A 22,771-nucleotide genomic window follows, 5' to 3' on the forward strand; every position below is an offset into this window, starting at 1 on the left:
CCGCTGCTCACGCGTCCACCCGTTTGCGTGCCAGCGCCTCGCCGGCGCGCTGCGCGCGCTGCAGGCCGGCCTGCAGGTCGGCGACCAGGTCCGCGCTGGATTCGATGCCCACCGACAGGCGCAGCAGGCCGTCGGAAATGCCGGCCTTGGCGCGCGCCTCGGCGGTCATCGCCGCATGCGTCATGGTCGCCGGATGCGCGATCAGGCTCTCCACGCCGCCCAGCGATTCGGCCAGGGTGAAGTAGCGCAGGCCGTCGACGAAGGCGCGCACCTCGGCCTCGCCGCCGGCCAGTTCGAAACTGATCATCGCGCCGAAGCCGCGCTGCTGCCGCGCCGCCACCGCGTGGCCCGGATGCGAGGCCAGGCCGGGGTAGTACACCTGGCGCACCGCGTCGTGCGTGGTCAGCAGCTCCACCACCGCCTGCGCGTTTTCCTGGTGCGCGCGCAGGCGCGCGTCCAGCGTGCGCAGGCCGCGCAGGGTCAGGAACGCATCGAACGGCGAGCCGGTCAGGCCCAGCGCATTGGCCCACCACACCAGTTGCTGGTGCAGCTCGGGATCGGCGGCGATCACCGCTCCGCCGACCACGTCGCTGTGGCCGTTGACGTACTTGGTGGTGGAGTGGATCACCAGGTCGGCGCCGAACGCGATCGGGGTCTGCAGCGCCGGCGACAGGAAGGTGTTGTCGACCACCGCCAGCGCGCCGGCCTTGTGCGTGGCGTCGATGACGAAGCGCAGGTCGGTGATGCGCAGCAGCGGGTTGGACGGGGTCTCGATCAGCACCAGCTTCGGCGCCTGCGCCAGCGCATCGGCCAGCGAGCGCGGATCGGTCAGGTCGGCGGTGATCAGCTCGAAGTGGCCCTTCTTGGCCAGCGCGTTGAACAGCCGCCAGCTGCCGCCGTATGCGTCGTGCGGCACCACCAGCTTGTCGCCGGGCTGCAGCAGCGCGTTGAGCACCAGGTTGATCGCGCCCATGCCGGTGGCGGTGATCACGCCGCCGGCGCCGCCCTCCAGTTCCGCCAGCGCTTCGCCGAGCAGGTCGCGGGTGGGATTGCCGCTGCGGGTGTAGTCGTACTGGCGCTTGTTGCCGAAGCCGTCGAAGCTGAAGTTCGACGACAGCACGATCGGCGGGGTCACCGCACCGTAGGCGGTATCGCGGTCGATGCCGGCGCGGACCGCGGCGGTGGCGGCACTACAGGGCAGATCGGTGTCGTGGGCAGTGCTCATGCGGCAACTCCGGTGGGGCGAAGGGCGGTGGCGAGAATCGCGTCGATGCGATCGGTTTCTTTCAGGAAGGCGTCATGGCCGTAGGGCGAGCGCAGCACGCGCAGGCTGCCGCGCGGACCCAGGCCTTCGACCAGTGTCACCAGGTCCGACAGCGGCACCAGGCGGTCGCCTTCGACCGCCACCACCACGGTGGGCACGGCGACGGCGGCCGGGTCGATGCGGTGCAGGTCGATGGATTCGGACAGGCGCAGGTAGGCGTTGACCTGGGTGCGCGCCACGTACTGCGCGCCGGCGGCGTCCAGGTAGTCTTCGGCGGCGACGCGGACGCGGCCGTTGATCACTTCCGGCGCCGCGTCGAAGCGCTCGCCGAATTCCTCGGGGGTGCGGTAGCTGAGCATGGCGAACTGCCGCGCCAGCGACAGCCCGTGGCTCTCGGCGCACTGCAGCTGACCCAGCGCCACCGCGCGACGCTGCAGCGCGCGCCAAGCCGCGGCATACGGATGCGCGCGGTGCGCGCCGCTGACCGCGATCAGCTTCTGCACGCGCTGCGGATGCCGCACCGCCAGTTGCAGGCCGACCAGCGCGCCGTAGGAGTAGCCGACGAACCCCTGCAGTTGCGCGATGTCCAGCGCGTCCAGCAGCGCGGCGATGGCATCGGCCTGGTCGGCGCTGTCGATCGGCGCATCCAGGCTGCCGTCGGCGCCGACGAAATCGAACGCCAGCAGCCGCCGCTGGGTGGGATCCAGCGCCCGCCCTGGCCCGACCAGGCCTTCGGCCCAGCCCTTCTCGGGGAAGCTGGCGTTGGCGGCCAGATGACGGTGCGCGGAGATGCCGCCGGCGACGAACACCACCGGTGCGGCGGCCGGGCCGCTCAGTTCGTAGCGCAGGCGCAGCAGTTGCACGCCGGCATGGCGCAGCGGCAACGCGACCGCGATCTCGCCACGCATCGCGTGCACGCCGTCGGCCGGCGCGGCAACGCGGTCGTGGGACGGAATGGCGGAGGTGGGGCGGTCAGGCGAGTTCACGAGGCGCATGGCGGTATCCAGGGAGGAACGGCCATCGAGCTTCGCGGAGCTCGCGTTCGCCATGCAGAGGGCATGGATCGAACCATCTTTCGGCGGACGCGTGGGTCCCCGCAGGATTTGGCACCTACACGGGCGCTTGCGCGTCCGCTGGCTGCCCCGGCATCAAAGGGCCTGTCCCTCCGCCGGTCTCGATGGTGGAGCCACGATGCCAGCGATTTTTCGCAATGTCAATCTCTTTATTCGGATGAAGCGATATGATTTTTCGATCCCTGGCCTCGGCCATACTCCGCTTCCCCCATCGCTGCCCCCTGTCCGTGCGCCGACGCCGCCCCCGCCGCTGGCTTGCCGTGGTCCTGTCGCTGGCGGCAGCGACCGGTGCGTCCGCACAGCCGCTGCTGCGCTGGAATGCCCCGCGGCCCGTGCCGCCACCGCCCCCGGCATGGCTGGAGGTGCAGGCCCGCGACAGCGGCCTGCGCGAGGTGGTGCTGGGCAATCCGCTCGGCGGCCCGGTGCAGATCCGCCTGCTGGGCGATAACGCCGACTTCACCGCCGTGCCCGCGCTGCCGCTGACCGTGGAGCTGGCTGCCGGCGAGCGCCGCGTGGTCGCACGCCTGTATCCGCCCGGCGACCTCGCCGAAACGGGCGGCGACGGCGCACGGCTGCGCATCGAGGCGGTGCCCGGTTCGCCGCGCGCCCATGCCGACGCGGTGCTGTACGCCCTGCCCTTCGCCGATCGCCCGGTGCGCATCGATCAAGGCTTCGGCGGTGCGTTCAGCCACCGCGATCCGGCCAATGCCTATGCGCTGGACTTCGCCCTGCCCGAAGGCACGCCGGTGCTGGCCGCGCGCGAGGGCGTGGTGATGGAGGTGCGCGACGACTTCCGCGAGTCCGGTACCGATCCACGCCTGGGCCAGGCCGCCAACCTGGTGCGGGTGGTGCACGCCGACGGCAGCATGGCGATCTATGCGCACCTGGCGGCCGGTGGCGTGCAGGTGCGGGTCGGCCAGGCGGTGCGGCGCGGCGAGCGTCTCGGCCTGTCCGGCAATACCGGCCTGAGCAGCGGCCCGCACCTGCATTTCGCCCTCCAGCTCAACCGCGGCCTGCGCCTGGAATCGGTGCCGTTCCGGATGGCCGGCCCACTGGGCGAACTGCGCTTCGCCCATCCCACCCCACCCTGAGCGCACCGCCTACCGTTCGTCGGCAGACGCCTTGACATACGCCAAGTGTATTGATGTATTAATACACATGGATGCAACCCACCTGCACGTGCAACCCAGCGCCCCCGAGCCGATCTACCGGCAGATCGCCGAGCAGATCCGGCGCCTGGTCGCCGCCGGGCAACTGCGCCCGGGCGACGGCCTGCCCTCGGTGCGCGAGGTCGCCGCCGCCCACGCGGTGAACCCGATGACGGTGTCGCGCGCCTACAGCCAGCTCGAGGCCGAGGGCGTGCTGGAACGCCTGCGCGGCCGCGGCATGGCCATCGCCGCGACCGCCACCGCGCCGCAGCGGCAAGGGCAGCGCCTGGAGCTGATCGAACCGCGCCTGCAGGAACTGGTCCGGCATTGCCGCGAACTGGGCCTGCCGGCGCATCCCGTGATCGAACGTCTTGAACAGTTGTTTGGAGAACCTGGCGATGAGTAGCGTGGTGATGCAGAGCGCAATCCAGACCGACCTGGACATGGACCTGCCGCTGGCGGCGCACGACCTGCACCTGGCCTTCGGTGCCAGCACGGTGCTGCAGGGCGTGGACCTGCAGGTGGCGCGCGGCGAGGTGGTCGGGCTGATCGGCTGCAACGGCGCCGGCAAGAGCACCCTGCTGGCCTGCCTGCTCGGCCTGCTGCAGCCGCAACGCGGCCAGGCGCGGGTGTTCGGCGGCCCGGCCTTGCGCCTGGACGATGCGCGCAAGGCGCAGTTGGGCTTCGTGCCGCAGCAGCCGCAGGCCTTCGGCTGGATGCGCGTGGAGGAACTGCTCGCCTTCGCCGCACAGCTCTACCCGCACTGGGACGCGCAGCGCGCGGACACGCTGCTGCGCCGCTGGGAACTTGACCGTACCCAGAGCATCGGCAAGCTCTCGCCCGGCCAGGCCCAGCGTCTGGCCCTGGTGCGCGCGCTGGCCGCACGGCCGGCACTGCTGATCCTGGACGAACCCGCCTCGGCGCTGGATCCGGTCGCACGCCGCGATCTGATGCGCGAGATCGTCACCGAAACCTGCGACGCCGGCACCACCGTGCTGTTCTCCAGCCACATCGTCAGCGACCTGGAACGCGTGGCCTCGCGCGTGGCGTTCCTGCACCAGGGCCGGCTGTTGCTGGACCAGCCGCTGGACGAACTCAAGGACCGCGTACTGCGCATCGGCATCCCCGCGTCGGCGGCCGCGATGCTGGAGGCACCGCTGCGCGGCGAACTCGCACGCCGCCAAGGCGCCGACGGCGGCATCGTGGTGGTGCTGCATGCCACCGAGCTGCCGTCCGCGCTGTTGACCGTCCCCGGCATCCGCATCGACCGGCTGAACCTGGAAGACCTGTTCATCGAGGTGGTCGGATGAGCCGTCTTCCTGCAGATCTGCGACTGCTCTACAGGGCATCGGGCGTGACCGGGTGGCTGTACCCGCCAGCCCTGGCCGCCGCCTTCGCCTGCACCTGGCTGCCTGAAAAAGCCGCTCACATCCTGCCGCCGATCCTCACGGCGATCCTGGCGATGTTCGTATGGATGCTGCTGGGCGCTCGTCTGCTGAGCCTGCTCGAGCAGGGGCGCCAACTCCGCCTGCCCGGCGTGGCAACGCGCTGCGCCAGCCTGTTCGGCGCCGCGCTGATCATGACGGTGTTGCTGCCGACGCTGCTGTTGGCCGCGCGTTCCGTCGACCCTGGCCTCTCCCTCTCTGTCCTGCTGCTCAGCGCAAGCTTCGGCATGTTGGTCGCCACCCTGCCGGCGTGGTGTGCACCCTTGATCGGCATCTTGCCGGGGACGTTCGGCGGCCTGTTCCCCGAGGCCAGTTTCGCGCCACTGGCCACGCATCCGCGCGCCAGCATGCTGCTCGCCGCGCTCGCCTGCGGCCTGACCAGCATGTGGTCGTACCGGTACCTGCGTGGTCGCCCGGCCGATGCGCTGTCGGCATGGACGCGCCCGATGTGGATCGGCCTGCAGCAGCGCCAACCCGGCGACGGCACCACCAAGCAGGCGGTCGAGTCGCAGGGTGGGCGCCTGGGCTGGATCCAGGGCATCGCACGCCCCGCCTTTCCCTCCGATCTGCGCCATCAACCAGAACGCGCCATGCGCTATGCGCTCGGCCCCGGCTTCGCTCCCGGCAACGCGGCCAACACCCTCCTGGCCGCGCTGGTCACGCCGGCGCTGCTGCTGGTGTTGTGGACGCCCCTGTTGCTGCGCACGCAATCGCCGACGCTGCCGCTGGTCATGGCCAACGTCATGGCCAACCTGTCCAGCGTGAAGTTCCTGCAACGGTTGTGGCTGTGGCGCAAGCACGGCAACCTGGGGCTGATGGAAAGCGCGCTGCTGCCCGGCCTGGGCGCCCCCGGGCAGGCCGGCAAGCTGTTCAACCAGGTAATCCTGAAGCGCGCGATCGCGGCGATGCTGCCCTGGCTGGGCATGTCCTGGCTACTTGGCGTGCTCAAGCATGCGCCACCGGCCTATTACCCGCTGACCGTGTCGATCACCCTGTCCGCGACCCTGGCAGCCAGCAGCCTGCTGCTGGCCTGCATGCGCTGGCCGCGTGGCGCGCTGGCGCTGAGCGCGGTCCAGTTCGTCCTGGCCATGCTGGGCGGGATCAGCATCGGCCAGGTCGGCCTGCCCGGCGCCATGCCGCCGCACTGGCTGGCACCAGCCTGGAGCCTGCTGCTGCTCGGCATGGTCATCGCCTACAACCTGGTGGCGCGCCAGTCCAGCAAGCGCCCGCATCCCTGGCTGCTCAACTGAACGGCCCATACGGGAAGCCCGCTATAATCGCCGGCTTCCTCCGTTGCCGATGACGCCCCTTGCGGGCGTGCCGCCCATGTCCGAAGTCGCCACCGAAGCTGCGCGCCGCCGCACCTTCGCCATCATTTCCCACCCCGACGCCGGCAAGACCACGCTGACCGAAAAGCTGCTGCTGTTCGGCGGGGCGATCCAGATGGCCGGCTCGGTGAAGGGCCGCAAGGCCGCGCGCCACGCCACCTCGGACTGGATGGCGCTGGAAAAGGAGCGCGGCATCTCGGTGACCTCGTCGGTGATGCAGTTCCCGTACGAAGGCAAGATCATCAATCTGCTCGACACCCCCGGCCACGCCGACTTCGGCGAGGACACCTACCGCGTGCTCACCGCGGTGGACTCGGCGCTGATGGTGATCGACGTGGCCAAGGGCGTGGAAGAGCGCACCATCAAGCTGATGGAAGTCTGCCGGCTGCGCGACACGCCGATCATGACCTTCATCAACAAGCTCGACCGCGAGGGCAAGGATCCGATCGACCTGCTCGACGAGGTGGAGACGGTGCTGGGCATCGAGTGCGCCCCGGTGACCTGGCCGATCGGCATGGGCCAGCGCCTGAAGGGCGTGGTGCATCTGGTGACCGGCGAAGTGCACCTGTACGAGCCCGGCCGCAACTTCACCCGCCAGGATTCGACCATCTTCCCGTCGCTGGACGCGCCTGGTCTGGCCGAGAAGATCGGCGAGCAGATGCTGGCCGAACTGCGCGAGGAACTGGAACTGGTACAGGGCGCCAGCCACGCCTTCGATCTGGCGGCCTACCGCGCCGGCAAGCAGACCCCGGTGTTCTTCGGCTCCGGCGTCAACAACTTCGGCGTGCAGCCGCTGCTGGACTTCTTCGCCGAGCACGCGCCGCCGCCGCAGCCGCGCGCCACCACCGGCCGCCAGGTGCAGGCCGGCGAGGACAAGCTCACCGGCTTCGTGTTCAAGATCCAGGCCAACATGGATCCGCAGCACCGCGACCGCGTCGCCTTCATGCGCATCTGCTCGGGCCGCTTCGCCGCCGGCATGAAGACCCTGCACGTGCGCACCGGCAAGGAGGTCAAGCTGGCCAACGCACTGACCTTCATGGCCAGCGACCGCGAAATCGCCGCCGAGGCCTACCCCGGCGATGTCATCGGCATCCACAACCACGGCACCATCTCCATCGGCGACACCTTCACCGAAGGCGAGTCGCTGTCGTTCACCGGCATTCCCAACTTCGCCCCGGAACTGTTCCGCCGCGCGCGCTTGCGCGATCCGCTCAAGCTCAAGCAGTTGCAGAAGGGGCTGGCGCAGCTGTCCGAGGAAGGCGCCACCCAGTTCTTCCGCCCGTTGATGAGCAACGACCTGATCCTGGGCGCGATCGGCACCCTGCAGTTCGACGTGGTCGCCTACCGGCTCAAGGACGAGTACGGCGTGGACGCCAGCTTCGAGCCGGTCGGCGTGGTCACCGCGCGCTGGGTGCACTGCGACAACCCCAAGAAGCTGGAAGAGTTCCGCGAGAAGAACGCGATGAACCTGGGCATCGACGCCGCCGGCGAACTGGTCTACCTGGCGCCGACCCGGGTCAACCTGCAACTGGCGCAGGAACGTGCGCCGGACGTGCGCTTCGCCGCCACCCGCGAACACGCGCACAGCGTGGCGGTGGAATGACCGCCATGTGACCGCGGGCGTGCGCCGGCTGAGCGCACGCCCAACGGCGTCGCAGTCCTGCGCCGCAGCGGATGCGAACCGCTCGCAATTGCGCTACCGTGCGGACCCATGGATGCAGACCGGTCGCCCGCTTACTCGAACGCCGACGCGCAGCCTTCCACGGACTGGCGCGATGAACTCGCCAGTGCGCTGACCCACGGCCTCGGCGCGATCGCCGCGCTGGCCGGCGGCTCGGTGCTGATCACCCTCGCCGCCATCTACGGCGACGGCTGGCAGCTCGCCACCGCCATCGTGTTCAGCGTCACCTTGCTGCTGCTGTACGTGGCGTCCACCCTGTACCACGCCATTCCGCATCCCGGCGCCAAGGCGCGACTGCAGATCTTCGACCACTGCGCGATCTACCTGCTGATCGCCGGCACCTACACCCCGTTCACCCTGATCGGCCTGCGCGGCCCGTGGGGCTGGGGCCTGTTCGCGGCGATCTGGACCATCGCCGTGGCCGGCGTGATCTTCAAACTGTTCTTCACCGGCCGCTTCCGCCTGCTCTCCACCATCCTGTACATCGCCATGGGCTGGCTGATCGTGGTGGCGATCGAACCGCTGCTGCGCTCCATCGACGCCTGGACGCTGGGCTGGCTGCTGGCCGGCGGCCTGTTCTACACCCTGGGCACGTATTTCTATCAGCGCGACACCGTGCGCTACTTCCACGCCATCTGGCATCTGTTCGTGCTCGCCGGCAGCGTCTGCCACTTCGTGGCGGTGACCGGCCAGGTGCTCTGAGGCGGTCGCTCGCTTTCGCACCCCGTGCACGGCGGCTGCCTAGGATGGCCGCATGGCACCCGACCCTGCTTCCGCATCCGGCGCACGTCGCCGCTCCTGGCCCTGGCGGCGTAACGACGGCCGCCTGCGGCGTTGGCCGTTCGTGCTCGGCGCGCTGGTGCTGCTCCTGCTCGTCATCATCCTGATCTTCGACTGGAACTGGTTCAAGGCGCCGGTGGAACGCGCGGTGCAGGCACGCACCGGCCGCGCCTTCCATATCGACGGCAACCTCGACGTGGACCTGGGCCGCATCATCACCGTGCGCGGCGATCGCCTGCGCTTCGCCAATGCGGACTGGTCGAAGCAGCCGCAGATGGCCAGCGCCGACCGCGCCGAACTGGATATCGCGCTGTGGCCGCTGCTGCGCGGCCGCGTGCGCATTCCCGAGATCCGCCTGACCAAGCCCGATTTGCTGCTGGAGACCGGCCCGGCCGGACAGCCCGGCAACTGGGCATTCGGCCAGTCCGACGACGGCGGCAGGCCGGTGGTCCTGGGCGCCTTGCTGGTGCAGCGGGGACATCTTCGTTTCCAGGATCCGGTCGGGCGCACCGAGATCGATATCGCCGTCGACAGCCAGGTCGGGCAGCGCCGCCGTGGCGATGCCGCACCACCGATCGCGGTCAGCGGCGACGGCCGCTGGCGCGGCAATCCCTTCACCCTGAAAGGCAATACCGCCTCGCCGCTGGAACTGAGCGAGAGCGACCATCCGTTCCGCGTCGACCTGCGCGGCAGCGCCGGCAGCACCCGCGCGCACATGCGCGGCACGCTGACCAATCCGTTCCAGTTGCGTGTGTTCGACCTGCAACTGCAACTGGCCGGCACCGACATGGCCCACCTGTATCCGCTGCTGGGCATCGCCATTCCCTCCACGCCGCCCTACCAACTCGACGGGCGCCTGCAGCGCGACGGCGAGCGCTGGCGCTACCAGGACTTCCGCGGCCGCGCCGGTGACAGCGACCTGGCCGGCACGGTGCAGATCGACACCGCCGGGCAACGCCCGTTCCTGCGCGCCGACCTGCGTTCGCAGCGGCTGGATTTCGACGATCTGGCCGGCTTCGTCGGCGCGCCGCCGCGCACCGGCGCCGGCGAGACCGCCAACGCCGAGCAGAAGGCGCAAGCAGCCAAGCTTGCCGCCACCGACAAGGTGCTGCCGTCCACGCCGTACGACCTCGGCAAGCTGCGCGCGATGGATGCCGACGTGCGCTGGAAGGCGCAGCGCATCAATGCGCCGTCGCTGCCGCTGGACGACATGGACGCGCACCTGAAGCTCGATGATGGCGTGCTCTTGCTGCAACCGCTGAACTTCGGCGTGGCCGGCGGCGACCTGCGCTCGGACATCCGCATGGATGCGCGCAAACCCACGCTGTTCACCCGCGCGCAGGTGTCGATCCGCGGCGTGCAGTTGGGCAAGCTGTTCCCCGACGGCAAACTGGCCAAGGAAGCGGCCGGCGCGATCGGCGGCGAGATCGCGCTGGCCGGCAGCGGCAACTCGATCGCGCAGATGCTCGGCAGCGCCGACGGCAACGTCGCCGTCGGCATGGGCAAGGGCCGCATCAGCAACCTGGTGATGGAACTGGCCGGCCTGGATATCGCCGAATCGCTGAAGTACCTGGTGACCAAGGACCGCGAGATCCCGGTGCGCTGCGCGTTCGGCGACTTCGGCGTCCAGCACGGATTGATGACCTCGCGCGGCCTGGCCTTCGACAGCACCGACACCCTGCTGGTCGGCAGCGGCACCATCGACCTGAGCCAGGAACGCCTGGACCTGCTGCTGAAGGCGCAACCGAAGGACCACAGCATCCTCGCCCTGCGCTCGCCGCTGCGCGTCGGCGGCACCTTCAAGGACCCCAGCTTCCGCCCCGACTTCAAGGCCCTGGGCGTCCGCGGCGCGATCGCCGTCGCCCTGGGCAGCATCGCCCCGCCCGCCGCGCTGCTGGCCACCATCGAGACCGGGCCGGGCAAGGATATTCAGTGCGGGCATTGAAGCCGGGAATGGGGAATCGGGAATAGGGAGTCGCAGGATCAAAAGCGGATTCCGCGCATCCATCTTGTCGGGCCACCGATATCTCAAGGTGGATTAAGGAGATCGGCGCTTTTGATTTCCTGTTCCCGATTCCCAACTCCCGATTCCCAGTCCCTCAGCTCCTGATGTACTCCTGCAACTGATCCAGCTCCTGGCGCTGCTCCTCGATCACCGCCTTGACCAGGTCGCCGATCGAGATCACGCCGATCACGCGGCCGGCGTCCACCACCGGCAGGTGGCGGATGCGGTGCCCGGTCATCAGTTCCATGCACTGCTGCACGCTCTGTGCGGAATCCACGGTGTGCACCTTGCTGCTCATGATGTCGCGCACCGGCGTGGTCGCCGAGGAGCGGTCCTGCAGCACCACCTTGCGCGCGTAGTCGCGCTCGGACAGGATGCCGGACAGCTGTCCGTCCTGCAGCACCAGCACCGCGCCGATGCCCTTGGCGGCCATCAGCCGCAGCGCCTCGATCACCGCCGTGTCCGGCGCGACCGCGTGGATCTCATTGCCCTTTTCGCTCAAGACCTGCCGTACCGTGCGCATCGCTGCCTCCCGGTTCGCTGGATCGCACGGCCGAGCATACTCCTTCGCCCGGTGCACGCCAGGTCTCCACCAGGTACAGCGGACGTTGCTTGGATTCCTCGTACAGCCGACCCAGGTATTCGCCGATCAGGCCCAGCGCGATCAGCTGCACGCCGCCCAGGAACAGGATGACCGCCATCATCGTCGGCCAGCCGGCCACCGGATCGCCCCACAGCGCCGCCTTGACCACCACCCAGATCGCGAACAGGAAGGCACCGACCGCCGTCGCCAGCCCCAGGTAGGTCGCCACCCGCAACGGCGCGGTGGAGAACCCGGTGATGCCGTCCAGGGCGAAATTCCACAGCCGCCACAGACTGAACTTGCTGCGCCCGGCCAGCCGCGGCGCGCGCCGGTACGGCACCGCCAGGCGGCGGAAGCCGATCCAGCCGAACAGCCCCTTCATGAAGCGGTGGCGCTCGCGCAACTGCCGCAGCGCGGCCAGCGCGCGCGGCGACAGCAGGCGGAAATCGCCGGTATCGGCGGGGATCGGCGTCTTCGACAGGCGCCCGATCACCCGGTAGAACAGCGCCGCGGTGCCGCGCTTGAGCCAGCCCTCGCCTTCGCGCACCAGGCGCGTGCCGTAGATGTCGTCGTAGCCGGCGCGCCAATGCGCCACGAACTGCCCGATCAGTTCCGGCGGATCCTGCCCATCGGCATCTAGCAGCATCGCCGCGCCGCGCTCGACACAGTCCAGGCCCGCAGTCAGCGCCAGTTCCTTGCCGAAGTTGCGCGACAGGCGCAGCGCGCCGACCCGCGGATCGGACGCGGCCAGGGCCTGGATCGTGTCCCAGGTGGCGTCACGGCTGCCGTCGTCCACGTACAGCACGCGCCCCTCCAGCCCAGGCACGGCGTCGAGCGCGGCAAGGATGCGGGGGTGCAACAGCGGCAGGGTCTGCGCCTCGTTGAACGCAGTGACGACGACGGTGAGGCGTTCGGATTCCATCGGCGGATGGTACGGAGCGGCCTGCGCGTTCACCAGCGGCGGGCGCTTCGCTCGGCAAAAGCGGGAGCTCTTCCCTTCTCCCACTGGGAGAAGGTGCCCCGAAGGGGCGGATGAGGGTCCGCCTGCCGCCGAACCCCAATGCGCACGTGCGGCCGCACCCTCACCCCAACCCCTCTCCCGAGGGGAGAGGGCTTCAGGCCTACGGCGCCTGCAGGTAGGCCGGGCCGCCCAGTTGCCGGGTCTGGCGCTGGATCCAGTTGGCCCGCCCCTGCACATAGAGGCCGGGGCGCGTGGCGTTGTAGCGCTGCGGCGCCGGCAGCACCGCCGCCAGCAGCGCACTCTGCGCCGGGGTCAGCTGCGCCGCGTCCTTGTTCCAGAAGCTGCGCGCCGCCGCCTGCGCGCCGTACACGCCGTTGCCGAACTCGGCCACGTTGGCGTACACCTCGAGAATGCGCTGCTTCGACCACAGCGCCTCGATCAGCACCGTGTACCAGGCCTCCAGCCCCTTACGCAGCCAACTCCGGCCCTGCCACAGGAACAGGTTCTTGGCGACCTGCTGGCTGATCGTGCTGGCGCCGCGCAGGCGGCCGCCACGCGCGTTGTGGTCGCGCGCCTTCTCGATCGCGTCCAGGTCGAAGCCATGGTGGCTGGGAAAGCGCTGGTCCTCCGCGGCGACCAGCGAGATCGGCAGGCTCGGCGCGATCTGCGCGGTATCGCGCCAGTCGTAGGCGATGCGGTACGACCAGTCGCCGCCGGCCCAGGCGCCGAGCTGGCGCTCCAGCATCATCGCCGAGAACGGCGGGTCGACGAAGCGCAGCAGCAGCACCTGCGACACGCTCGCCAGCACGAAGACCAACGGCGCCAGCAGCAGCCAGCGCCGCCAGCGCCTGGCCCGCGGACGCGCCGGCGCAGCGCCACTTGCATCGCGGCGCGCCGCCCCCATTCCTATGCTCTCTTCGATCTGGTCCACCGTGACGATCCACTCTCGTGCGGTCGCCATCTTCCCATGCGCAGCGAGGCCGCAATGCATTCTTCCGACGATCGTCTGACCCGCTTCCTGCTGCCCGGCGCCGGTGTGCGCGGTGTGCACGTGCGCCTGCACGACACCTGGCGCGAGATCCTGGCGCCGGCCAGCTACCCCGCCGCGGCCACCGAACTGCTGGGCGAGGCCTGCGTCGCCGCAGCCCTGTTCACCGGCCACACCAAGGTCGACGGTCGCCTGTCGGTGCAGTTGCGCAGCCAGGGCGCGCTGCGCACCCTGTTCGCCGAGTGTACCGCGGCCGGCACGCTGCGCGGCATCGTCCAGTTGAGCGAAGGCCAGGACGCGCCGCGCGACCTGCGCGCGCTCGGCGACGACGCCCTGCTGGCGATCACCATCGAGAACCCCGGCCTGGACCCGCGCGAACCGCAGCGCTACCAGAGCCTGGTGGCGATGTCCTCGGCCGAGCTGGACGAAGCCTTCGAGGACTACTTCCGCCAGTCCGAACAGTTGCCGACGCGGCTGATCCTGGCCGCCGACGGCAGCCACGCCGCCGGCCTGCTGCTGCAGAAGCTGCCCGGCGACGCCGGCGACGAGGACGGCTGGAACCGCGCCGGTGCGCTGTTCGAGACCGTCGGCGAGGCCGAACTGCTGGCGACGCCGGCCGAGACCCTGCTGCACCGGCTGTTCCATGAGGAGACCCCGGAACTGCTCGGCGACCGTCCGCTGCGCTTCGGCTGCTCCTGCTCGCGCGAACGGGTGGCCGCGATGCTGCGCTCCCTCGGAGAGGAGGAAGCCCGGGCCGCGGCCGAGGCCACCGGCCAAGTTGAGATCCGCTGCGAATTCTGCGGCCGGCACTATGACTTCCCCTTGACGGAATTCGGAGTATTGTTTGCCGTAACGCAGGCTGAACCGACGTCCTCGGAGCGCTTGCACTAGCGGAAATGCGCGTCGCGACCGGGGAGTCCGACTTGTTAAAGAAACATAAACCCACTAGCATCAACCACCCTGTCCGGCGGGAACTTTCGTGCCCGCCCCAAGTCTCAGACTGCTGATGCGACCCTTCCTGCGCCTACCGCTCGCCCTGCTGATCGCCCTCGCGGCGAGCACGGGCGCGCACGCGCAGAGCAAGCCCGCCAACGGCCAGGACCGCACCGTGCTGCCGGTCTGGAACAAAGGCAGCGGCAAGGTCGAGGCGCTGCTGTACCTGGAGCCCACCGGCGAACAGGCGGTCGGCGCGCGCTGGCACTTCGGCCGCAACTCCCTGGATGCCGCGTTCGGCCTGTCCTCCGGCGACTCGCTGGGCCTGTTGTGCAACAGCGCCAGCGGCAGCAGCATCAGCGGGCTGGCGAGCCACTGCATGCTGGCCAGCCTGGGCGACGACGACGGCACCAGCGGCCACCATGTCGCCGCCACCACCACCTTCAACCGCCCCGGCGGGCGTCTGTCGCTGTCGGCCGGTACCGGCCGCGAGAACCTCCCCGCCTGGCTGGCCGGCGCCAACAAGACGCCGTCGATGCGGATGGAGCAGAACGATCTGACCGTCTTCGCGCAGCAGAACATCGGCCGCGAGGGCTTCGTCTCGATCGGCGGCACCTACGCCAAGGCGCGCCTGGTGCCGATCGCCGACGCCACCCCGGCCATGCTCGACCGCTGGGACAGCAAGAGCCTGAGCATCGGCGGCGGCTACGGCTCGTTCAGCGCCAACGTCATCGGCCGCGTGGTCGACGCCCCCGGCCAGCCGGGCAAGTGGACCGGCCTGGGCGTGGGCCTGACCTGGCGCACCCCGTGGAGCGGCCAGCTGACCGTCGGCGCCGAGAACGTCATCACCCGCGGCAAGAACCCGTTCTCGCCGAACAACATCAGCACCGAAGAGGGGACCATCCCCTATGTGCGCTACGAGCAGGACCTCTAGCGAACGGTCGCAACACGTTGTTCCGCGAAGAAAAAGCCTCCTCGCGGAGGCTTTTTTGTTGCCTGAGTTTACGTGATGCACATCACTTAAATTGCACCCTCATTAACGACTCTTTAATTTCTCTGAAGACAAAGTTAACATCGGCTCACCCCGCGGTTTTTGGCATCGCATTTTCGGCGCCTCCGCAGGAGAACTCAGCTGACATACACCTTTCGGAGAGAGAGCCAATGAATTGCAAGACCCATCGCTTGCGCGACGCGATCGCGTTCGCACTCGCTGCCGGCACCACCGCGTTGCTCAGCACCGGCGCTGCCGCGGCCCAGGACACCGCGTCCAACGATGCGTCCAAGACCCTGGACACCATCCAGGTCACCGGCTCGCGCGTGGCCCGCGTCGAAACCGAGACCGCCAGCCCGGTGGTGGTGATCGATCGCGCCGCGATCGAGCAGACCGGCAAGCTGACCCTCGGCGACCTGGTGCAGGAACTGCCGGCGATGTCCGGCGCCCCCTCCACCCCGGCGGTCAACAACGGCGGTGGCGACGGCAAGTCCTCGGTCGACCTGCGTGGCCTCGGCGACGAGCGCACCCTGCTGCTGGTCAACGGCCGGCGCGTCGTCAACAACGACGTCAACTCGATCCCCGCCAGCGCCGTGGAGCGCATCGAAGTGCTGACCAGCGGCGCCTCGGCCGTGTACGGCTCCGACGCCGTGGCCGGCGTGGTCAACTTCATCCTGCGCAAGGACTTCGAAGGCCTGGCGGTCAGCGTCGACTACGGTCAGGCGACCCACCTGAGCGACGGCGCGCGTAGCGGCGGCTCGCTGACCTTCGGTCAGGTCGGCGATCGCGGCAACATCATGGTCGGCCTGAACTACAACAAATTCGATGGCATCTCCTCCGCCGACCGCAAGTACTCCAAGGACGCGACCTACCTGTACAGCGGCGCGGTCACCGTGCTCGGCTCCAGCCGCAACCCGCGCGGCCGCATCACCGTGCCGACCGCCCTGCGTCCCCAGTACGGCGGCTGCTCCACCGTCACCCTGAAGCCCGGCGCGACCGGCGCCTCGCAGGGCGATTATCGCTGCTACTCCGGCGCGACCGACTCCTTCAACTACCAGGCCACCAACCTGATCATGACGCCGCAGGAGCGCACCAACGCGTTCTTCCTGGCCAACTATCAGATCACCGACAGCATCAACGCCTTCGCCCAGGTCTACCACAACAAGACCAGCTCCAACTTCGCGATCGCGCCGCTGCCGTTCGATGCCCGTGGCGACAAGGTGGTGATCTCCGCCAACAACTTCTACAACCCGTTCGGCACCAACTTCGGCGCCGATGAAGCCGGCAACCAGTACAACCAGTTGCTGACCCGCTTCACCTCGCTGGGCCAGCGCCGTTCCTACTACAGCACCGTGACCGACCAGGTCGTGGCGGGCCTGGAAGGCTTCGTCGGCGAAAGCACCTGGAAGTGGGACGCGGCCATGAACTACGGCCACTACACCCGCGAGAACACCAGCTACGGCTACGTGTATTACGCCGGCCTGCGCGATGCGCTGGGCCCGTCGTTCCGCGACACCGACGGCGTGATCAAGTGCGGCAGCGCCGGTGCGGTGATCGCCGGCTGCACCCCGTTGAACATCTTCAACATCAACGACCCGCAGACGATCGCGACGCTCGGCAAGTACGAAGCGCGTCCGACCTACTCCAACACCTACCAGATGCGCAGCTTCGAAGCCAACGCCAACGGCGAGCTGTTCACGCTGCCGGCCGGCGCTTCGCAGCTGGCGGTGGGCGTGTCCTGGCGCGAGGAGTACCAGAAGAACGCGGTCGACTACATCGCCATCGCCAACGCCAACGGCAATTGCTTCATCTCGCAGGAAGCCTGCGGCACCCCGCTGAGCGGCAAGTACAACGTGAAGGAGCTGTACGCCGAACTGTACGTCCCGCTGCTGTCCGAGGTCCCGTTCGCGCACCTGCTGGCGCTGACCCTGGGCTCGCGCTATTCGGACTACAACACCTTCGGCAACACCACCAACAGCAAGGTCCAGCTGGAATGGCGTCCGATCCAGAACCTGCTGCTGCGCGGCACGGTCGCCGAGGTGTTCCGCGCTCCGACGATCGAGAACCTGTACTCCGGCGCCAGCGGCGATGCGCCGAACTTCGCCGATCCCTGCATCGGTTACGGCCGCACCGGCACCCCGCGCGACCATGAAGCGGCGTGCGGCGCCGGCGCCGGCGCAACCGCCATTCCGGGCGCCACCGGCATCACCCCGAGCGGCATGTCGCAGACCACCGGCGTGTGGTCGGGTTCGGTCGCTGCGGGCTTCGACCTGAAGCCGGAACAGGGCAAGTCGTTCGACTGGGGCGTGGTCTATGACCCGGAATGGCTGCCGGGCTTCTCGGCCAGCCTGGACTACTGGCGCCTGTACCTGAACGACACGATCAACCGCGCCGATGCGCAGACCGTGGCCGACATCTGCTACAGCGACAACAACAGCCCGTTCTGCGGCTTCATCAACCGCTATACCGACGGCCAGGTGAACTTCATCCGCGAGCCGATCGTCAACCTGGGTCGCCTGGACACCAAGGGCTGGGACCTGGCGCTGCGCTATCGCCTGCCCGACACCGCCTGGGGTAGCTACACCTTCGGCCTGGACGGCACCTACATCGCGCGCTACGACAACAAGACCAACCCGGACGATCCGGCGGGCGTGGTCACCCACGTGGCTGGCACGTACAACAAGAGCTACGGCCTGTACTCGCGTGTCCGCGGCCGCCTGTTCGTGAACTGGCAGAAGGGCGACCTCGGCGCCAGCTGGCGCATCCGCTACGTCGGTCCGTTCGACGTCGGCAGCGCCGATCCGGCGCAGAACCGCAGCGCCGACGCCGGCTATCCGAACGTGGTGGTCCCCTACGGTTCCTACTTCCTGCACAGCGTCAGCGTGAACTACGCGCTGCCGTGGTTCAATTCGAAGGTGGAAGTGGGCCTGGACAACGTGTTCGACAAGCAGCCGCCCATGCTGTATCAGAACAACGTGCTGAACGCCAACACGGACGTGAACAGCTTCGACACCGTTGGCCGCTACCTGTGGGCTCGCTACAGCATGAGCTTCTGAGTTCGCTCAGTCCGCTCCTGACGTGACGACGAGGGCCGCGCGACGCATTCGCGCGGCCCTCTTTTTTGGCAGACCGGAATGAACGCACCACAGCTGCAACACGCGATCCATCTCATCGAACAAGGCCGGGCCGACATCGCAGCAGACCTGTGCCGGCAAGCGCTGGCCACAATGCCGCACGACGCCGGCTGGCTCACGCTGCTGGCAATGGCGCTCCAACAGAGCGGCGACATGGCCGGAGCCGCCACGCACTACGGCACCCTGACCCGTCTGCAGCCGCACGAGTCGGCGCACTGGGCCAATCTCGGCATGGCGCTGCGCACCCTTGGCGAGCATGCCAACGCCGACCAGGCCTACCGCCAGGCGCTTGCGCTGGCGCCGCAGACCTATCACTACCTGGTCGACCACGGCCTGCTGTTGCTGGACATGGGCGACATCGCGCGTGCACGGCACCGCCTGCTGGATGCGGTCGATCTGGATCCGGCGCAACCGGAAGCACGCATCCACGCCGCCATCGCCTGCTTCGAATGCGGCGACGCGCAACGCGCCGCCGCCCTGCTCCCGCCACCAGCGCTGTGGCCACACCTGCCCGACGACCTGCGCGAGGACCTGGCCGGTGCACTGATCCAGGTCGGCAGAACCGACGAAGCCGAGGCACTGCTGTCACAGACGCCGCACGGCCAGGCGCCGTCGCTCTCCAACCTGATCCGCCTGGCGCAACTGCACGAACGCACCAATCGCATCCCCGAGGCCGAGGCGCTGTGGCAGCAGGCGAGCGCCATCGCCGTGCAGGACGACCGGCAGACCCGCATCGACCTGCTGCAACTGCAGGCGGCGCTGGCGCTGCGCCGCAAGGACTACGCCGCTGCACGCGGCGCCAATGTCGAATTGCTAGACCTGCGGCCGCAGGTGCAGATCGAGGCCAATGCGTACTTTGCGCTGGCCGGCATCGACGACAAGCAGGGCGAACCCGCCGCGGCGATGGCCATGCTGGAGAAGGCGCATGCGCTCCAGTTCAAGCTCGCCGCAGAGACCGTGCCGGACATCGCCCACTCCGGCGAAGAACCGCTGCAGATCTCCAGCCAGTGGCTGCAGACCCCGTTCGCGACCGACACGCATGACACGGCACCGCACAGCGACGCCTCGCCGGTGTTCATCGTCGGCTTCCCCCGCTCGGGCACCACCATGCTGGAACAGATGCTCGATGCGCATCCGCGCTACGCGTCGATGGACGAGCGCGCGATCCTGCAGCGCTGCATCGAATGGATGGAAGCGCAGGGCAAGCGCTATCCGTACGACCTGGATGCCTTGGACCACACCCAGGTCGAGGCAATGCGCCAGGTGTACTGGGCGGAAGTCGCCAAGGTCGTGGTCCTGGCCCCAGGCCAGCAACTGGTCGACAAGAATCCGCTGAACATGTTGCGCCTACCGGTCATCCTGCGCATGTTCCCTACCGCGAAGATCATTCTCGCCCTGCGCCATCCCTGCGACGTGCTGTTGAGCTGCTACATGCAGAACTTCCGCTCGCCCGCCTTCATGGTGCTGTGCTCCACGCTCGAGCGCCTGGCCAAGAGCTACGTGAACGCAATGCGCTTCTGGATCCACCATCAGGCGCTGCTGCAGCCGCAGCTGCTGGTCCTCAAGTACGAGGAAACGGTGACCGATTTCCCTGCGCAAGTGCAACGCATCGGCGATTTCCTGGGCATCGACCAGGCCGGCTTCCTGGCCGATTTCGCGCAGCATGCCGCGCGCAAGGGCTACATCAGCACTCCCAGTTACGCACAGGTGGTGGAGCCGGTGAACCAGCGCGCGGTGGGACGCTGGCACCCCTACGCCCCCTGGCTGGCCGGCGCGCTGCCGATCCTGCAGCCGGTGGCCGCGCACTGGGGCTACGACCTGGAAACCGCTGCCCAATGAAAGCGCTGAGCGACTACATCCGCACCTACGACGACGCGCTGCCCCTCCCGTTCTGCCAGCAGTTGATCGACGGATTCGAATCCTCCCGGGCGCATCACCTGCGCAACGGCAGCACGCTCCACGCCGCGCTCGGCGAGAGCAACTGGACCGAACTGGACATCGGCAAACTGGCCGATCCGGCCTTCCTGGGCTTCTTCCTGGACAGGATCGAGCGCTACCTGGCCCGCTATAACCAGGAGCTGGGCCTGACCCTGCCCATCCCGTACCGGCCGACCATCGACCGGCTGATCCTGAAGAAGTACCAGGTCGGCGGCACCGATCGTTTCCAGCCGCACTTCGACGCGGTCGACGCGGTCTCGGAACGCTACCTGGTGTTCCTGTGGTACCTCAACGACGTCCGCGAGGGAGGAACCACACGCTTCTGCGACCTCGACGTGGAAACCACGCCCCGCGCAGGCAGGCTGCTGATGTTCCCGCCCTACTGGATGTACCAGCACGTCGGCGAGCCGCCGGTGTCCAACGACAAGTACATCCTGTCGACCTACCTCATGTTCAAGCGCTGAGCGTCGCCACGAACTAAACGGTACGCGACGCGGCAGGCACGGCTCACACGCCGGCGCGCAGGTTGAACGCGCCGATCGTCTCCACCAGTTGCCGCAGGGCCAGCGTCTCGGCTTCGTCCAGATCCGGGTGCCAGGTGTCGAGGATCGTCACCACCCGCACCCGATCGCTGTGGTTCCAGGCCTGGTGCAGGCAGGTGTCGTTGAACGTCACCAGGCGTCCGACCTCCCAGGCATGGGCGATGCCGGCCACCTCGAGCGCGCAGTCCGGCGGCACGATCAACGGCAGGTGGGTCACGACGCGCGCGTTGGTCACGCCGTAATGCGGCTTGATCGTGGTGCCGGGCGCCAGGATCGAGAACAAGACCTCCGGCGCGTGCCCATCGATCCGGGTCAACGGCACCTGCGCCAACGCGGCCGCCGTCCGCGGGCAGCGCTGCTGGTTCTCCGGGTAGGCCTGCCCGTGCCGGTAGAAGAAATACGCATCCCAGGCACCGTCGCCCCGCTGGCCGGCGAGATAGTCCTGCGGCGAGGTGCCGTTGCTGAAATCCAGGAACGGTTGCACCGACTGCCGCGACGCCAGGACCTGATGCGCCTCCTCGACGATTCCGGCGGCGGCATCCTGCAGCCGGTCGTACCAGGGGAACCGCGCGGCCCCCAGGTAGGGCGACGGATCCAGCTCCGGGATGTACAGGAAGGTCGGGTGCTGACCATCGTCCGCCGGGCGCGGCTGCAGCCCGAGATAGATGCGCAATGCCGCCATTACCCGGCGCAGCGCGGTCTCGCCGAAGCGATCGAGCAACGGCTGGATCGCCGCGACGAACAACGCATGCCGCCCCTGATCGATCCGCTGCATCGCGGCGACCACGCGCGTCCGCAACTCGGGCGCGGTACTGGCCTGATCCAGCCAGCGTCCCCTGGCCTGCGCCGTGCGCACCGCCGCGAAGTACATCGGCAGCGCATCGTCGTGGCGCCCGAGCGCCTCCAGGCTTTCGGCATACCACAGCCGCACCAGGAAGGCGTCGGCAGCCAGCCGCAAGGCGTGCTCGAACGCGGGCACGGCCTGCGCATGCTCGCCGAGCCGGGCCAGGCAGATCGCGCTCCGGCTCCAGGCCTCCGCACTGGGTTCGGCCGCCGCCACCAGCGCCCAGGCCTCGGCGGCACGCGCGAACGCGCCGCTGTCCATCAGCAGCAGCGCATGCGCACGGCGCAGCGCCAGATCCGCGGGCGCAGTGTCCAAGGCCCGCTCGCACAGCGCATCGGCGGCCCGGTAGTCGCCCTCGGCCACGTGCCGATGCACGGCCTCCAGCACGTCGGCAGCAACCGGACCGTGCGCCATCAGCCGGGAATCAAGGTCACGATGACGTGCTCGACGTAGGCCTCGAAGTCCTCGCGCGCCTGCTTGGGCTGGTGCAACTGCAGCGACAGCTGCAGGAAGCCGACGTAGGCGGCATAGGCCAGCCGTGCGCGGTGTTGCGCGTCGGTCCGGCTGAGCCCGGCCTGGCGGAACGAGGCGATCAGATACTCCATACGCCGCTGCGAGACCCGGTCGATCACCGGCCGCACCGCGGGATGGTCGAGCGCCTTCAACAGTTCACTGTAGATGACATGCGGCTTGACCTCGTGCGCGACCAACTGGAACAGCGCGCGCAGGCGCGTACGCGGATCCGGCACCTCTTCCAGGCTGCCGAACACCTGCTGCTGCTCGACCAGTTCCCAGCGTTCCAGCGCGGCCTGCAGCAGCGCATCGCGCGAGGGGAAGTGCCAGTAGAAGCTGCCCTTGGTGACGCCCAGGCGCCGCGCCAGCGGCTCCACCGCCACCGCGCTCACGCCCTGTTCGGCGATCAGGTCCAGGGCAGCCTGCGCCCAGTCTTCGGCACTGAGCCGGTTGTTGCGGCCACCGCCGGAAGCGGCGCCGTCGTCGGAGGAAGGAGCGGGCGCGGTATTCATCCGTGGATTTAACCATACGGGGACGTCGGTTGCAGTATGTGGCCTCCGCGGGGCGGGCGCAAATGCCCGGCAGCATTGGCTTTTCGCACCCATACTGCATCGTATTGA

At 68.8% G+C, this 22,771-nt stretch carries 19 protein-coding genes and 1 riboswitch; of the genes, 12 read left to right on the top strand and 7 right to left on the bottom strand.

Going from position 1 to position 22,771, the window contains the following annotated elements:
- Window positions 1–7 precede the first annotated feature (7 nt).
- Together Q7W82_RS16970 and Q7W82_RS16975 are read right to left on the bottom strand one after the other, a co-directional pair.
- On the bottom strand, window positions 8–1,225 hold the full coding sequence (locus Q7W82_RS16970; RefSeq protein WP_242159456.1) for an O-succinylhomoserine (thiol)-lyase: 1,218 nt from the start codon (window positions 1,223–1,225) through the stop codon (window positions 8–10).
- Window positions 1,222–2,259 (bottom strand): homoserine O-succinyltransferase, encoded by a 1,038-nt coding sequence (locus Q7W82_RS16975; protein WP_242159457.1) that lies wholly within the window; start codon window positions 2,257–2,259, stop codon window positions 1,222–1,224. The genes Q7W82_RS16970 and Q7W82_RS16975 overlap by 4 nt, the downstream gene beginning before the upstream one ends.
- A 70-nt stretch (window positions 2,260–2,329) precedes the next feature.
- Window positions 2,330–2,448: riboswitch (SAM riboswitch) on the bottom strand.
- 245 nt (window positions 2,449–2,693) lie between these two features.
- Between Q7W82_RS16975 and Q7W82_RS16980 the strand changes: the two genes are divergently transcribed.
- The 7 genes from Q7W82_RS16980 (at window position 2,694) to Q7W82_RS17010 (ending at window position 10,664) form a co-directional block, all read left to right on the top strand.
- Window positions 2,694–3,428: a M23 family metallopeptidase gene (locus tag Q7W82_RS16980; RefSeq protein ID WP_242159505.1), complete on the top strand. Its 735-nt coding sequence runs from the start codon at window positions 2,694–2,696 to the stop codon at window positions 3,426–3,428.
- Between the two features lie 67 nt (window positions 3,429–3,495).
- On the top strand, window positions 3,496–3,891 hold the full coding sequence (locus tag Q7W82_RS16985; protein WP_242159459.1) for a GntR family transcriptional regulator: 396 nt from the start codon (window positions 3,496–3,498) through the stop codon (window positions 3,889–3,891).
- Entirely contained in the window at window positions 3,857–4,795 is a 939-nt protein-coding gene (locus tag Q7W82_RS16990) for an ABC transporter ATP-binding protein (RefSeq protein ID WP_242159460.1), read from the top strand. Before Q7W82_RS16985 ends, Q7W82_RS16990 begins: the two co-directional genes overlap by 35 nt.
- 44 nt (window positions 4,796–4,839) lie before the next feature.
- A complete protein-coding gene (locus tag Q7W82_RS16995; protein WP_242159461.1) occupies window positions 4,840–6,180 on the top strand; it encodes a hypothetical protein in 1,341 nt (446 codons plus the stop codon).
- A 76-nt stretch (window positions 6,181–6,256) separates the two neighbouring features.
- Complete coding sequence (locus Q7W82_RS17000) at window positions 6,257–7,861, top strand: peptide chain release factor 3 (RefSeq protein ID WP_242159462.1); 1,605 nt, start codon at window positions 6,257–6,259, stop codon at window positions 7,859–7,861.
- A gap of 108 nt (window positions 7,862–7,969) precedes the next feature.
- Window positions 7,970–8,641 carry a hemolysin III family protein gene (locus Q7W82_RS17005; protein WP_010344180.1) on the top strand — a complete coding sequence of 224 codons (672 nt, stop codon included), beginning with the start codon at window positions 7,970–7,972 and terminating at the stop codon, window positions 8,639–8,641.
- Window positions 8,642–8,693: 52 nt separating this feature from the next.
- Complete coding sequence (locus Q7W82_RS17010; RefSeq protein ID WP_242159463.1) at window positions 8,694–10,664, top strand: AsmA family protein; 1,971 nt, start codon at window positions 8,694–8,696, stop codon at window positions 10,662–10,664.
- Between the two features lie 154 nt (window positions 10,665–10,818).
- Here Q7W82_RS17010 and Q7W82_RS17015 read toward each other — a convergent pair whose 3' ends face one another.
- The 3 genes from Q7W82_RS17015 to mtgA all read right to left on the bottom strand — a co-directional run bounded on the left by Q7W82_RS17015 (window position 10,819) and on the right by mtgA (window position 13,172).
- Window positions 10,819–11,247, bottom strand: a complete 429-nt coding sequence (locus Q7W82_RS17015) for a CBS domain-containing protein (protein ID WP_242159464.1) — start codon at window positions 11,245–11,247, stop codon at window positions 10,819–10,821.
- On the bottom strand, window positions 11,207–12,229 hold the full coding sequence (locus Q7W82_RS17020; RefSeq protein WP_242159465.1) for a glycosyltransferase family 2 protein: 1,023 nt from the start codon (window positions 12,227–12,229) through the stop codon (window positions 11,207–11,209). The genes Q7W82_RS17015 and Q7W82_RS17020 overlap by 41 nt, the downstream gene beginning before the upstream one ends.
- 199 nt (window positions 12,230–12,428) lie before the next feature.
- Complete coding sequence (gene mtgA, locus Q7W82_RS17025; RefSeq protein WP_242159506.1) at window positions 12,429–13,172, bottom strand: monofunctional biosynthetic peptidoglycan transglycosylase; 744 nt, start codon at window positions 13,170–13,172, stop codon at window positions 12,429–12,431.
- An 81-nt stretch (window positions 13,173–13,253) separates the two neighbouring features.
- Here mtgA and Q7W82_RS17030 point away from each other — a divergent pair, with 81 nt between their 5' ends.
- From Q7W82_RS17030 to Q7W82_RS17050, 5 genes are all read left to right on the top strand, one after another.
- Window positions 13,254–14,147: an Hsp33 family molecular chaperone HslO gene (locus Q7W82_RS17030; protein WP_160946440.1), complete on the top strand. Its 894-nt coding sequence runs from the start codon at window positions 13,254–13,256 to the stop codon at window positions 14,145–14,147.
- Window positions 14,148–14,262: 115 nt separating this feature from the next.
- On the top strand, window positions 14,263–15,123 hold the full coding sequence (locus Q7W82_RS17035; RefSeq protein WP_242159466.1) for a hypothetical protein: 861 nt from the start codon (window positions 14,263–14,265) through the stop codon (window positions 15,121–15,123).
- 227 nt (window positions 15,124–15,350) lie between these two features.
- Entirely contained in the window at window positions 15,351–18,236 is a 2,886-nt protein-coding gene (locus Q7W82_RS17040; RefSeq protein WP_242159467.1) for a TonB-dependent receptor, read from the top strand.
- Between the two features lie 78 nt (window positions 18,237–18,314).
- Window positions 18,315–20,153 carry a sulfotransferase family protein gene (locus Q7W82_RS17045; protein WP_242159469.1) on the top strand — a complete coding sequence of 613 codons (1,839 nt, stop codon included), beginning with the start codon at window positions 18,315–18,317 and terminating at the stop codon, window positions 20,151–20,153.
- Entirely contained in the window at window positions 20,150–20,716 is a 567-nt protein-coding gene (locus Q7W82_RS17050; RefSeq protein ID WP_242159470.1) for a 2OG-Fe(II) oxygenase, read from the top strand. Before Q7W82_RS17045 ends, Q7W82_RS17050 begins: the two co-directional genes overlap by 4 nt.
- Before the next feature lie 43 nt (window positions 20,717–20,759).
- Here Q7W82_RS17050 and Q7W82_RS17055 read toward each other — a convergent pair whose 3' ends face one another.
- Both Q7W82_RS17055 and Q7W82_RS17060 read right to left on the bottom strand, forming a co-directional pair.
- Window positions 20,760–22,052, bottom strand: a complete 1,293-nt coding sequence (locus tag Q7W82_RS17055) for an aspartyl/asparaginyl beta-hydroxylase domain-containing protein (protein ID WP_242159471.1) — start codon at window positions 22,050–22,052, stop codon at window positions 20,760–20,762.
- On the bottom strand, window positions 22,052–22,663 hold the full coding sequence (locus Q7W82_RS17060; protein WP_209029670.1) for a TetR/AcrR family transcriptional regulator: 612 nt from the start codon (window positions 22,661–22,663) through the stop codon (window positions 22,052–22,054). The genes Q7W82_RS17055 and Q7W82_RS17060 overlap by 1 nt, the downstream gene beginning before the upstream one ends.
- Window positions 22,664–22,771: the final 108 nt, after the last annotated feature.

This window comes from Xanthomonas indica (genome assembly GCF_040529045.1).
In the GTDB taxonomy this organism is placed as follows: domain Bacteria; phylum Pseudomonadota; class Gammaproteobacteria; order Xanthomonadales; family Xanthomonadaceae; genus Xanthomonas_A; species Xanthomonas_A indica.